Genomic DNA, 12,949 nt, shown 5'->3' with positions numbered 1-12,949 from the left:
CAGATCGCGGAGGAAAGACCTATGCGGCGATTGGGTATCCATTCATTTGTATGGACAGGCGGCCAAACGCAGGAAGGGCTGGAGATGGCTCTGAACAAGACGGCCGAACACGGATATCGCACCATCGAATTTGCCTATCTGCGCCCGGAGAAATTTAACCTCGATCGACTGGCAAAGCTTGCCCAGTCCCTTGACGTCGAGATCGGCGTGACGATGGGTCTGCCGCTCGACAAGGACGTATCGAGCGAGGACATGTCTGTGGTGTCCGCCGGCAGGCAGACCCTGGCCGACGCCGTTCGCGCGGTCCGCGATATCGGCGGCAACAAGCTCGGCGGGATTCTCTATTCCGCCCACACCAAGTACAATCGCCAGCCGACGAAGAAGGGCTGGGACAACAGTGTGGCCGCGATCGCCGCGACCGGCGAAGTCGCCAGGCAGGCGAACGTCGACCTCGTCCTGGAGGTCGTCAACCGGTTCGAGACGAACCTGCTGAATACGACGGCGCAGGGGCTGAAGTTCATCGCCGAGACGGGATCGGAGCATGTCCGTCTGCACCTCGACACGTTCCACATGAACATCGAGGAAGCCAATCCGGCCGCCGCGATCCGTCTCGCCGGCGACAAGATCGGCTACTTCCACATCGGCGAAAGCAATCGCGGTTATCTTGGCGACGGCGTCATCAACTTCGATCTGATCTTCGACGCGCTGCTCGACATCGACTACAACAGCGACATCGTGTTCGAAAGTTTCTCGACGACGGTGGTCGACGAAGGCCTGTCGCTCGCCTGCGCGATCTGGCGTGACACCTGGGAGGAGAATGATCCGCTTGCAGCCCATGCGAAGCGCTACATCGAGCTGAAATATGACGAAGCCAAGCGCCGCCGCGCCACAAACGCGCGGCCTTAATTATCCTTCTGAAAGCCTGTTCCAGTCGTGTAAGGGTTGGGCGACTGAAGGGAATTGAAATGAACGACACCGTCTCCATCGGGAGTTCGCCGCGCAGGATCCGGCAAAACAATATCGTCGCCGCCTTGCAGACGATCTACGCCCACAGAAGCCTCAGCCGGGCGGATCTGGCCCGCAAGCTCGGCATGAATCGCTCATCCTCGGGAGAGATCGTCGCCGAGCTGACGGAAGGCGGGTTCGTTCAGGAGTCGGATGAGAGCGGCAAGCAGCGCCTGGAGCATTCCCGTGCCGGGCGTCCGGGCATCATGCTCGAACTGGTGCCAGATGCCGCATTCTTCGTCGGGATAGAGATCGGCGTCGAGCATATATCGGCTGCGGTTATCGATCTCTCCGCCGAAGTCCGGGCATGCCGGAAAATGGCGTTCGATACACCGTCTTCGACGGTGGAGGCGGCAGTGGTGCAGGGTGTCGAGCTCATTGTCGGCGCGATGGAAAAGAGCATGATCGCAAGCTGCAAGGGTCTCGGCATATCGACGCCGGCCCATATCCGGCCGGATGGATTTGTCACCCTGGCACCGATCATCGGCTGGCGGGACGTGCCGCTGAAGGAGATTGGCCGCGCTGCCTTCCTGGCCGCCGTCCCGGATACCGTCCCGATCGCGGTCGAAAACGACGCCAACGCCTTTGCGATCGGGGACAGCTATCGTCACGGCGCCGCGGGCGTGACCCTGTTCCTGCTCATGGAAACCGGCGTCGGCGGCGGCATCATGATCGACGGCAAGCTGTTTCGGGGCGGCCACGGCCTGGCGGGAGAAATAGGCCACACCCTGGTGCCGGGAAGCGGCGGCCAGAAGTTCGAACAGCTGATCGGCCGCGAGGTGCTCATCAGGCAATATCGCGAGGCTGTCGGCCGCGAGGAGGCGGATCTGCAGGAATTCCTCGGCGACGTTCGCGACCGTGTCCCGGCCGCGGTCAATATCGCCGAAAGCTGGTCGCGCCATCTCGCCTACGCCTTGCTGCAAGCCTGTCGCCTGCTCGACCCGGACAGGATCGTGCTCGGCGGCTCCGTGGCATCCCTCTATCCGATGGTCGCCGCCCGCGTGGCGGTCCACATGTCGGAGGGCCAGAACATCCCTTTCCCCACGCCCGAGATCGTCGTCGACGGTGATGCGGAGTTCGGTTCCGCCTTCGGGGCGGCATGCATGCTGCACCAGCGCTTTCTGTCACTGGAGAACGAGGAGTTCGGCAGTGAGGATGGTGCGCCGGTCCAATCGGCGACGAGTTGACGACAAGAACGATCGAAAGCAGGATTGAAATGGCTTCAGTATTGGCCCCGGACGCGCTTGGTCCCACGGTTTGCGTCGGCGAGATCCTCGTGGAGATCGTCGCTACGACGGTTGGAGACGGGTTTCTCGAAGCCCAGCCGCTGGTTGGCCCGTTCGCAAGCGGAGCGCCGGCGATCTTCATTTCGCAATGCGGCCGCCTGGGCGGCAAAGCGGCCATGGTCGGCGCCGTCGGCGATGACGATTTCGGCCGCGTTAATACCGATCGTCTCAAACGCGACGGCGTCGACGTTTCGGCGATCTCGATCGATCCGGATTATCCCACGGGAAGCGCCTTTGTCCGCTATCGCAAGGATGGCTCCAGAGATTTTGTCTACAACATCGCCACATCGGCAGCCGCTCGTTTCGGCTGGTCGCAAACGGTCGGCGATCTCATCGATCGGAGCGGGCATCTTCACGTGATGGGCTCGGCTCTGTCGGTCCCCAGTGCACGGGAGGTGATCGGCAAGGCGGTCGATATCGTCAAGGCGCGCGGCGGAACGCTCTCGGTGGATCCGAACATTCGCAAGGAATTGAAGCTGGACGAGGACACCGAGCGCCGGTTTTCCAAGCTTGTCGCCATGGCCGATCTCCTTCTGCCGTCCGGAGAGGAGCTCGAGCGTGCGGCAGGTGTCGAAGGCGAGGCGGAAGCGATCCGCCGCCTGTTCGAGATCGGTGTCAAGGAGGTCGTGCTGAAACGCGGAGCTGATGGCGCGACCTATTTCGGCAGGGGCGGAGACCGCATCGACGCTCCGGCATTTCTCGTTCAGGAGGTCGATCCGACCGGGGCCGGCGACTGCTTCGGCGGCGCCTATCTCACCTGCCGGCGGCTCGGAATGGCTCAGCAGCAAGCGCTGACCTATGCCTCCGCGGCCGGCGCCCGCAACGTGACGGTGCTCGGTCCGATGGAAGGTGCCGGCACTCGCCAGCAACTCGACGCGTTTATCGCTTCAACGGAAAGGCGGCCGTGATGCAGGTGCATCTCGACGAATTGGCCAGGCTGAGGATCGAAGGCCGCCCGAAAGGCGTGACCTCCGTATGCTCCGCCCATCCGATCGTGCTTCGCGCAGCACTCCGGCACGGGGGGCAACAGCAAAGCACCGTCCTGATCGAAGCGACCTGCAACCAGGTTAATCACCTCGGCGGCTACACCGGAATGACGCCAAGCAACTTCGCGTCCCTCGTGATGAAGATCGCGGCGGAGGAAGGGTGCCCCGAAAAACTCATCGTTCTCGGCGGTGACCATCTCGGCCCCAATCCCTGGCGCGACCGCCCGGTGGAAGAGGCCATGGCCGAGGCCGAGAAGATGGTGGCCGCCTATGTCGACGCCGGATTCCGCAAGATTCACCTCGATGCCTCGATGGGCTGCAAGGGTGAGCCGGTGGGGCTCGACGACGAAACCACGGCGCATCGCGCCGCCCGGCTGGCTGCTGTCGCCGAGGTCTCGGCGAAGAAGGCGGGCGGCGCGATGCCGGTTTATGTCATCGGCACCGAGGTGCCGCCGCCGGGTGGGGCCGACCATGCGCTGACGACGATCGAACCGACGGCCGCCGCGGCGGCGCTGAAGACGATCGACGTCCACCGCCGGGTCTTTACCGAGGCAGGACTGGCGGAGGCGTTCGGCCGCGCCATCGGTCTGGTCGTTCAGCCGGGCGTCGAGTTCGGCAATCACAATGTCATCCTCTATGACAGCAGCAAGATCGATGCGCTGCAATCGGTGCTGACAGACGAGCCGCAATTCGTGTTCGAGGCGCACTCGACGGATTATCAGGGCACCGGCCCGTTGACCGCGCTGGTCGAGGACGGGTTTCCCATCCTGAAGGTCGGTCCCGAGCTGACCTTCGTCCTGCGCGAGGCGCTCTACGGGCTGGATGCAATCGCGTCCGACCTCTTGCCCGATTATGGCCAGCGGCCGCTCTATACGGCGATGGAGGCGCTGATGCTCGATCAACCGGGCAATTGGAGCCGCCACTACCACGGAACGAACGGCGAGAAGCGGTGGTTGCGTCACTATTCGCTCTCCGACCGCATCCGCTACTACTGGGCATCGGCTGAAGCGCAAGGCGCCGTCCGGCGCCTATGCGAGGCCCTTCGAGGGCAATCCGTGCCGCTGCCATTGCTTTGGCAGCACATGCCGGCTGCGCAGGGTTTCGCAGATGCGCCCCTCGATCCGGAACAGGTTCTGGTCTGGAGAGTGACGAAGAGTCTTTCGGACTATCACGCCGCCTGCGGCGTCGGGAAGAATGAGCAATCAGCATCAAGATAGGAGGAGAAATCGATGACGGAATTGAATGGGAAGATCGCAGCGGTCACGGGTGCTGCGTCGGGCATTGGCCTCGCTTCGACGGAGGCGATGCTCGCTGCAGGCGCGACGGTCGTGCTGGTGGACCGCGATCAGAAGGCCCTCGAGACGGTTTGCGCCCGGCTTGGCGAGCGCGCTATTCCGCTGGTGATCAACTTGCTGAATCCCAACGAATGCGCTGGGCTGCTCGAGGGCATCCTGTCGAAGACCGGCAAACTCGACATTCTGCATGCCAATGCCGGCACCTATATCGGCGGCGACCTGATGGAAACCGACCTCGATACCATCGATCGGATGCTCAATCTCAACGTCAACGTCGTCATTAAGAACGTTCGAAACGTCATTCCCCACATGATCGAGCGTGGCACCGGCGACATTGTCGTCACCAGTTCCGTCGCCGGACATTCGGCGATTCCATGGGAACCGGTCTATTCGTCATCGAAGTGGGCGATGACCTGCTTCGTCCAGACGATGCGGCGCCAGCTTCTGAAAAACGGCATTCGTGTGGGCTCGGTTTCTCCGGGGCCGGTGATCAGCGCTTTGCTGGCGGATTGGCCGGAGGAAAACCTTCGCAAGGCCAAGGAGGCCGGCGCCTTGATCGAGCCCAAGGAAGTCGCCGACGCGATCATCTTCATGCTGACCCGGCCGCGCAACGTCACCATCCGCGATATCGTGGTGCTTCCAAGCGCATTCGACATTTGAGGAGGCATGACATGAGCTATCAACAAAGGTTTCGCCTCGACGGCGAACGTGCGGTGGTCACCGGCGGAGGGCGCGCGATCGGCCTCTGCTGCACCGAGGCGCTGGCGGAGGCGGGCGCTGCTGTCGTCGTCATCGAACGCAGCGAGGCCGATGCCGAGCAAGCGCTTGCGCTGCGCGACAGAGGCTACGACGTCGAAGTCCGGGTCGGCGACGTCACCGACGCGGCCCGAATGGAGGCGATCGCAACCGAGCTTGCCGACGCAGGCCGGCCGGCGACGATCCTCGTCAACAATGCCGGCATTGGCCAGAGTGGCATTCCGGCGGAGGATCTCACCGATGCCGATTGGCTGCGCATGATGGACGTCAACCTCAACGGCGTCTTCTGGTGCTCGCGCGCCTTCGGTCGTCCGATGATTTCGCTGAAACGGGGCGCCATTGTGAACCTCGGCTCGATGTCGGGGACGATCTGCAACCGGCCCCAGCCTCAGACGGCCTATAACGTATCCAAGGCTGCGGTCCATCACCTCACGCGCTCGTTGGCCGCCGAGTGGGCGCATCACGGCATCAGGGTAAACGCCGTCGCCCCCACCTATATCGAGACACCGATGGTGGTGACCGTCGAAGCCAATCGCGAGCGGATTCCGCTCTGGCTTGCCGACACGCCGATGGGCAGGATGGGAACGCCGGAGGAGGTTGCAAGTGCTGTCCTTTTCCTCGCATCCGGCGCCGCCAGCCTGATGACCGGGGCGATCGTCAACGTCGATGCAGGCTTCACCTGCTGGTAGTCCTTGCGGGACGAATTGCGAGCGGCGTCCCGTCCACACTGGAACCCAGTATGGAAACGTTACCACATTTTCTTGACTCGCAGTCCTGCTCCATTTATTCGAATGTGGAAACGTTGCCATATCTGGGAGGAGTTTGATGAAGTCCGCGCGGTTGAACCGACTTTTCGGCGTGTCTGGAAATTGTTTTGACGTTGCCATCGATCACGGCATGTTCAATGAACGGACGTTCCTTTCCGGCATCGAGAACATGAAGACGGCCATCGAGGTGATCGCGGAGGCCGCACCCGACGCCATTCAGCTTCCGCCGGGGACGGCACCCATTCTGCAAGCGATCCCCGGCAAACATCGCCCGGCGCTGGTGCTGCGCACCGACATCGCCAACATCTACGGCAATCCCCTGCCGTCCCAGCTGTTTTCCGAAATGATCGACAGGGCAGTGGAACAGGGCGTCGCGTTGGATGCCGCCTGTGTCGTCGTCAATCTTTTGATGCTGCCGGACCAGCCGGAGGTCTACCGCGCCTGCGTGCGCAATGTGAACAGCCTGAAGCGTGAATGCGAGATCTACGGCATGCCGCTGATGGTCGAGCCGCTGGTCATGCAGGACAATTCCAAGGGCGCCTACATGGTCGACGGCGCGATCGACAAGATCCTGCCGCTGATGCGCCAGGCGGCCGAACTCGGCGCTGATATCATCAAGGCCGACCCCTGCGACAATGTCGAGGAATATCACCGCGTGGTCGAAATCGCCCAGGGCCTGCCGGTGCTGGTGCGTGGCGGCGGCCGCGTTTCGGATCAGGAAATCCTGGTCCGTACCAAGCAGTTGATGGAGCAGGGCGCCCGTGGCATCGTCTATGGCCGCAACGTCATTCAACACAACAATCCCGGCGGCATGACGCGAGCCCTGATGGCGATCGTCCATGACCAGGCTTCCGTCGAGCAAGCCTCGCGGCATATTGGCTGACGCGCGTCTGGGAGGAGATGTTATGACGAAAATATTCCGTTTCGGCGTCATCGGCTGCGGTCTGATGGGGCGCGAATTCGCCAGTGCCGCGGCGCGCTGGCTGCATCTGGCCGATGTGAAGGCGCGACCGGAAATCGTCGCCGTCTGCGATACCAACGCGACGCTGCTCGACTGGTTCAGGGACAATGTGCCGAGCGTTCGGCAGTTCACTGCCGACTATAAGGCGCTTCTGGCCAATCCCGAGGTCGATGCGGTCTATTGCGCCGTCCCGCATGTGCTGCACCAGCAATTCTACATCGACATCCTGAAGGCCGGAAAACATCTTCTCGGCGAAAAGCCCTTCGGCATGGACGCGGCTCAGAACCGAGAGATCATGGCGGTTCTCGCCGAGCATCCCGAACTCCTGGTCCGCTGCTCCTCTGAAATGCCGTTCTTCCCCGGTGCACAGAAGGTCATTGCGCTCGCAAAAAGCGGCGAGATGGGGGAGATCCTCGAAGTCGAGGCGGGTTTCCTGCATTCTTCGGATATCGACCGGCAGAAGCCGATCAACTGGAAGCGCATGGCCGAGATCAACGGCGATTATGGCTGCATGGGCGATCTCGGCATGCATGTGCTGCACGTGCCGCTGCGTCTTGGCTGGCGTCCGGCGACGCTGCATGCGCAACTGATCAAGAAGGTCACCGAACGTCCCGACGGCAAGGGCGGCATGCTGCCCTGCACCACCTGGGACAATGCCACGATCAGCAGCCGCGTGCGCACCGGCGATCAGGATTTCCCGATGGTGCTGAAAACCTGGCGCATCGCGCCCGGCGAATCCAACAGCTGGTACATCAGGGTTCTCGGCATGAAGAAAAGCGCATTCTTCAGCACGAAGTCGCCGCGTCAGTGGCAATGGATGGATTATAATGGCGGTGCGCAGGCCTGGAGCACCGAGGATCTCGGCTATGGGTCGCTGTTTCCAGCCATAACAGGCAAGATCTTCGAATTCGGTTTTGCCGACGCCATACAGCAAATGTGGGCGGCCTTCGTCGATGAGCTTGCCGGCGGCAACGCCAACGGTTTTGGCTGCGCGACGCCTGATGAAGCGCAGGCGCATCATGCGGTCCTGACGGCAGCCCTCAAATCCGGCCGAGAAGACGTCGTGGTGCCGGTCGCCTATGACGGGGCATCCGTCTGATGCAGCGCTCAGAGATCAACGCCGCCTTGCGGCGGGCAACCGAAACCCTCGAGCGCTGGCACTGGTCGCTGCCGGCATGGGGCTATTGGACGGCAGCAGATTTTGCCGCTAACCCGGAGGCATCGGCCTATTTGCGCGCCCATCAGCTGGGTTGGGACGTCACCGATTTCGGCTCGAACCGGTTTGCCGAATGCGGCCTCGTACTGTTTTGCCTGCGCAACGGCATCGTTGACGTCAGGGGCGAGCGGACCTATGCCGAAAAGCTGCTCTTCGTTGGAGAAGACCAGGTCACGCCGACGCACCGGCATGCGGCGAAAATGGAAGACATCATCAATCGCGCCGGCGGCGATCTCGTCATCGAATTCGCCGCAACCGACGCCGATGGCACTGTGCTGATGGAGGATGTGACGGTTCCGGTCGACGGGCTGCCGCACCGCCTCTCCGCATGGGAGCCGCTGATTCTCCGGCCTGGTCAGAGCGTGACGATCCGCACCGGGCTTTACCACCGCTTCTACGGCCGGAAAGGCGGCGGCCCCGTCCTTGTCGGCGAGGTCAGCCAGGTCAACGACGACCACAGCGATAATGTCTTTCTGGAGCCGATCGGCCGCTTTGCCGCGATCGAGGAGGACGAGCCGCCGCTCAGACCCCTCTGGAACGAAGGAGGCTGCTGATGCGAACCGGGGAGGAGGTTCACCATCGCGACAGTCGGAAAGAGGGCGGCATCGTCTGCGCGGGAAACTTCATCGTCGACCGCGTCCACACCCTGTCCTATTGGCCCGACCAGGGCAATCTCGCGCATATCCTGCACCAGGATCTGGGCGTCGGCGGCGGGGCGGCCAATGTCGTCACCGATCTGGCCTCACTCGGATTTCCCGGAAAGCTGGCGGCGGCCGGCTGTATCGGCGTCGATCAGGACGGTGAGATCGTCAAGGCCCGCCTTGCGGCCGCCGGCGTCGATGTCGGCGGGCTGACGGCGCTGGCCGACCGGGTGACGGCGCATACGCATGTCATGAATGTGCCCGGCCAGAACCGCACCTTCTTCTATCATGGCGGGGCCAACGATGCCGTCACCGACAAGCTCGTCTCACCCGCGACCTTCGCTGAGGCCGGCTATCGTCTGTTCTATCTCGGTTATCTCATGCTGCTGCCGGGTCTCGATCGCATCGGCCCCGACGGTCGTTCGGGAGCGTCGCGCCTGCTGGAAGCCGCGCGCCGCGCCGGGCTGACGACCTGCGTGGACTTCGTATCGAGCGAAGACCCGGAATTTGCCGCCAAGGTCGGTGTTGCCTTACCCTTCTGCGATTACCTGATCATCAACGAGATGGAGGCCGGTCGCGCAACTGGCATTATCGTTCGCGATGCGCAGGGCGATTTGATCGAGGCGGGGCTTTTGACAGCGGGCGAGCGCCTGCTGGCGGCGGGTGTCGCGAAAGGCGCGATCATCCATGCGCCGGAAATTTGCTTCTGGTTTGCGCCGGGCGCTTCCCCGGTCATGACGCGGTCACGCCCCGTCGATCCCGATGACATCGTCAGCACGGTCGGCGCCGGAGACGCCTTCTGCGCCGCCGTGCTCTATGGCCTGCATGAGAACTGGCCGGTCGAACATATCTGCGCCGTCGCCCATGCTGCGGCTGCGCATTGTCTCGCGGGTGCGACGGCCACCGATGGCATCCCCGACATATCCGTCCTCCTTCGGGAGGCGAAGGAGACGCACCCGCAACCCGCTTAGCCCCGTCGTCTCGGGAGCGGGCGGCGCCGATCACCGCCCAGTCAGAAATGGAGGAGCAGACATGAAGCTATTCACTATGGCAGCCGTACACGGCACCTTCGCCGGTGCAGATGCGACCGGGGAGGCACTGCGATGACAGATCCGGAAACGGGGCGGCTCTCCGGCAAGGTGGCATTGGTCACGGGAGGCGCGAGCGGCATCGGCAAGGCGGTCTGCGAACGCTTCGCCGCTGAAGGCGCCAGGGTTGTCGTGGCGGATCTCGACGGCGAACGCTGCGCAAGGGTGGCGGAAGCGATCGGTCCTGATGCCTGGGGTGTGGCGCTTGACGTGACCAGCCAGGACAGCATCGAAGACGCGGCGCGCTTCACCATATCAACCGCCGGTCAGATCGACATCCTGGTCAATGCCGCCGGTATTTATGACGTCGAGTCGATTCTGGAGATATCCCGGGAGCGCACCGCAAAAGTATTTCAGGTCAATATCGAAGGCCTGATCTTCATGACGCAGGCCGTTGCCCGGCACATGGTGGAAAGAGGGGAGGGTGGGCGCATCATCAACTTCTCGTCCCAGGCGGGCGTCGGGGCGAAGGGCCTGCGGTGGCTTACTGCGCTTCCAAGGCGGCCGTCATCAGCATCACGCAAAGCTGCGCCCTGGAGCTGATCCGCTACGGCATCAACGTCAACGCCATCGCGCCCGGCGTCGTCGATACGCCGATGTGGGACGTCGTCGATAGAAAACTCGGCAGCCGCGAAGGTTTGAAACCCGGCGACGTCAAGCGCCGCGTGGCCGCTGCCGTTCCCGCCGGACGATTTGGCGCCCCTCAGGAACAAGCGGCCATGGCGGCCTTCCTGGCCGGGCCCGATGCAGCATACATCGTGGCGCGGTGCCACAATGTCGATGGCGGCAATGTCATGAGCTGACGCCTCGCTTCATCAGCAGTAATAGGCAATCGAATGTGAGGTCTGGAGGAGTGGAATGAAGGCTGTACGCTTGGAGTCGATCGGGTCTTTGACCATGCGCAGCGTCGAGAAACCGGTTGCCGGGCCGGGCGAGCTGCTTGTCCGGGTGGCAGCCGCCGGCATCTGCGGTTCCGATCGCCATATGTACAAGGGCGAGTACCCGACAGCGATCCCCGTCACGCTGGGCCACGAATTCTCCGGCATCGTCGAAGAGATCGGCGATGGTGTCACCCGCTTTACCGGCGGCGAACTGGTGACGGTTGACCCGAATATCGCCTGCGGCACCTGTCCGGCTTGCACGCGGGCGCGGCCGAACTTGTGCGAGCGTCTGACCGCCATCGGCGTGACACGGGATGGCGGCTTTGCCGAATATGTGGCGGTGCCGCACGCGCAGGCCTTCAGGCTGCCGGCCGGCCTCGATCCCGTTCACGGCGCCTTCAGTGAACCGCTGGCCTGCTGTCTCCACGCCATCGACAAGGCAGGGATCCGTCCGGGCGACAGCGTCGCCATCCTTGGCGGCGGCGTGATCGGCCTGCTGATGGTGCAGCTGGCCCGCCTGGCCGGGGCAGGCGAGATCATTTTGATCACGCGGCAGCAATCGAGACGCCAGACCGCTCTGCGGCTGGGGGCGACGCACGCCTTCGACCCGGCCTCTTCGGACATGATCGCTTGCGTTGGAGAGGTCACCAAAGGCGGCGCCGACGTCGTCATCGAATGCGCCGGCGTCAGCGAAACCCTTCAAAGCGGTCTGAGGATGACGCGGCGCGGCGGCGCCTTCGTGCTGTTCGGGGTGACGCCGGCCGGTGTCGAGGTGCCGGTTCTGCCCTTCGATCTGCTGGTCAACGAAGTCGATATCAGGCCGGCCTACCTCAACCCCTTCACCCATTCGCGCGCTGCGGCAATGGTCGCCGGCGGCGCGTTGGAGCTGGACGCATTGGTCACCAGAACCATCGGTCTCGAGGAGGTCGCCGAAGTGGTGGGCAGCGCGCCATTGCCGGGCGAGATCAAGGTCATCGTCCGGCCCTAGCCTCGGGGGCTCGCCTCAGTTGCGGACGGGGCCGGTGGAATCGCGCTCGATCAGCGTGACCGGCACCTTGACGATCGCACCCTGCCGAGAACCGTCGCCTGTCTGGTGCGCCTCGATCAGCGCTTCCAGCAGCCGGGCGGCCTGCTGCCCGACATCGCGGATCGGCTGTGCGACCGTTGTCAGCCGCGGAAAGACATAGGCTGCTTCGGGCAGATCGTCGAAGCCGACGACCGAATAGTCGTTCGGAACGGAAAATCCGCGATCCTGGATGGCATGGATTGCGGCAATCGCCGAAATGTCGGTCGTACCGATGATCGCGGTGACATCAGGCCGGGACGCCAGCAATTCCCGCGCCAGCCGATAGGTCTCGGCAAAGCTGTGCTCTTCCGCCATCGCCACGACGGCAGGGGCGATGCCGTCTTTCGCCATTTCCGCCGTGATGCCCTGAAGGCGAAGCTGAATCGGCTGGCTGTGCGCCGGCGCGCCGACGATGGCGATCGCCCGGTGGCCAAGGCCGATCAGATGGCGCGCCATCAGCCGCCCGCCTTCCTGATGATCGGCCATGACAGCATCGTCGGCGATGCCGTTCAGCTCGCGGTCGATGGCGATGATCGGAATGCGGGCGTCCCGCAGCACCGCGAAATGCTCGATGCTGCCGAAGGCGCTGGCCACGATGACGCCGTCGACGCGCTGGGCGAGCAGCATGGAGATGTAGCGCACCTCGTGGTCCATATTTTCCGCCGTGCTGCAGATCAGCGTCTGATAGCCGTGCCGAAACAATTCCTGTTCGATGGCATGGGCGAGAATGCCGAAGAAAGGCACGTCGATTGACGGCAGCATCAGCCCGATCATCCGGCTAGGTGCACCGCGCAGCATACGCGCACCCTTGCTGGGCGTGTAGTTCAGCGTTCGGATCGCCGCCTCGACGCGATCCCTGAGTTCGGGTGAAGCGTAACCGCTGTTGTTGAGCACGCGCGAGACCGAAGAGACTGACGTTCCGGCAAGTTTGGCGATATGTCTGATGCTGGTCGTCACGTGTTCGCATTTCTTTCTGGCGGTCGAATGAGACGGACTTGCTG

General features: G+C 63.2%; 12 protein-coding genes and 1 pseudogene. 12 read left to right on the top strand and 1 reads right to left on the bottom strand.

Features of this window, described 5'->3' with window-relative positions; all coding sequences use genetic code 11:
- Nucleotides 1-21: 21 nt before the first annotated feature.
- From CO667_RS19790 to CO667_RS19735, 12 genes and pseudogenes are all read left to right on the top strand, one after another.
- Entirely contained in the window at nucleotides 22-906 is an 885-nt protein-coding gene (locus CO667_RS19790; protein WP_097619969.1) for a sugar phosphate isomerase/epimerase, read from the top strand.
- Between the two features lie 59 nt (nucleotides 907-965).
- A complete protein-coding gene (locus CO667_RS19785; RefSeq protein WP_097619968.1) occupies nucleotides 966-2,192 on the top strand; it encodes an ROK family transcriptional regulator in 1,227 nt (408 codons plus the stop codon).
- A gap of 29 nt (nucleotides 2,193-2,221) precedes the next feature.
- Complete coding sequence (locus CO667_RS19780; RefSeq protein WP_097620010.1) at nucleotides 2,222-3,199, top strand: sugar kinase; 978 nt, start codon at nucleotides 2,222-2,224, stop codon at nucleotides 3,197-3,199.
- On the top strand, nucleotides 3,199-4,494 hold the full coding sequence (locus tag CO667_RS19775; RefSeq protein ID WP_097619967.1) for a class II D-tagatose-bisphosphate aldolase, non-catalytic subunit: 1,296 nt from the start codon (nucleotides 3,199-3,201) through the stop codon (nucleotides 4,492-4,494). The genes CO667_RS19780 and CO667_RS19775 overlap by 1 nt, the downstream gene beginning before the upstream one ends.
- A 12-nt stretch (nucleotides 4,495-4,506) precedes the next feature.
- Nucleotides 4,507-5,232 (top strand): SDR family oxidoreductase, encoded by a 726-nt coding sequence (locus tag CO667_RS19770; RefSeq protein WP_097619966.1) that lies wholly within the window; start codon nucleotides 4,507-4,509, stop codon nucleotides 5,230-5,232.
- An 11-nt stretch (nucleotides 5,233-5,243) separates the two neighbouring features.
- The gene (locus CO667_RS19765; RefSeq protein ID WP_097619965.1) at nucleotides 5,244-6,017 is read left to right on the top strand and encodes an SDR family oxidoreductase; all 774 of its coding nucleotides are present in this window, start codon (nucleotides 5,244-5,246) and stop codon (nucleotides 6,015-6,017) included.
- Nucleotides 6,018-6,153: 136 nt separating this feature from the next.
- The gene (locus CO667_RS19760) at nucleotides 6,154-6,978 is read left to right on the top strand and encodes an aldolase (RefSeq protein ID WP_097619964.1); all 825 of its coding nucleotides are present in this window, start codon (nucleotides 6,154-6,156) and stop codon (nucleotides 6,976-6,978) included.
- Between the two features lie 22 nt (nucleotides 6,979-7,000).
- Entirely contained in the window at nucleotides 7,001-8,155 is a 1,155-nt protein-coding gene (locus tag CO667_RS19755; protein WP_097619963.1) for a Gfo/Idh/MocA family oxidoreductase, read from the top strand.
- Nucleotides 8,155-8,826, top strand: a complete 672-nt coding sequence (locus CO667_RS19750) for a D-lyxose/D-mannose family sugar isomerase (RefSeq protein ID WP_097619962.1) — start codon at nucleotides 8,155-8,157, stop codon at nucleotides 8,824-8,826. Before CO667_RS19755 ends, CO667_RS19750 begins: the two co-directional genes overlap by 1 nt.
- Complete coding sequence (locus CO667_RS19745; RefSeq protein ID WP_097619961.1) at nucleotides 8,826-9,884, top strand: carbohydrate kinase family protein; 1,059 nt, start codon at nucleotides 8,826-8,828, stop codon at nucleotides 9,882-9,884. The genes CO667_RS19750 and CO667_RS19745 overlap by 1 nt, the downstream gene beginning before the upstream one ends.
- A 132-nt stretch (nucleotides 9,885-10,016) precedes the next feature.
- Nucleotides 10,017-10,804: pseudogene (locus CO667_RS19740) on the top strand (L-iditol 2-dehydrogenase).
- A gap of 55 nt (nucleotides 10,805-10,859) precedes the next feature.
- On the top strand, nucleotides 10,860-11,870 hold the full coding sequence (locus CO667_RS19735) for a zinc-dependent alcohol dehydrogenase family protein (RefSeq protein ID WP_097619960.1): 1,011 nt from the start codon (nucleotides 10,860-10,862) through the stop codon (nucleotides 11,868-11,870).
- A 15-nt stretch (nucleotides 11,871-11,885) separates the two neighbouring features.
- Here the strand turns inward: CO667_RS19735 and CO667_RS19730 are convergent, their stop codons facing one another.
- Nucleotides 11,886-12,905, bottom strand: coding sequence for a LacI family DNA-binding transcriptional regulator (locus CO667_RS19730; protein WP_097619959.1), 1,020 nt, complete (start codon nucleotides 12,903-12,905; stop codon nucleotides 11,886-11,888).
- Between the last annotated feature and the right edge of the window lie 44 nt (nucleotides 12,906-12,949).

It is taken from the genome of Rhizobium sp. L43 (genome assembly GCF_002531725.1).
GTDB lineage: Bacteria > Pseudomonadota > Alphaproteobacteria > Rhizobiales > Rhizobiaceae > Rhizobium.
Note: the sequence above shows the minus strand (reverse complement) of the source record. Positions and strands in the feature narration are given on the sequence as shown.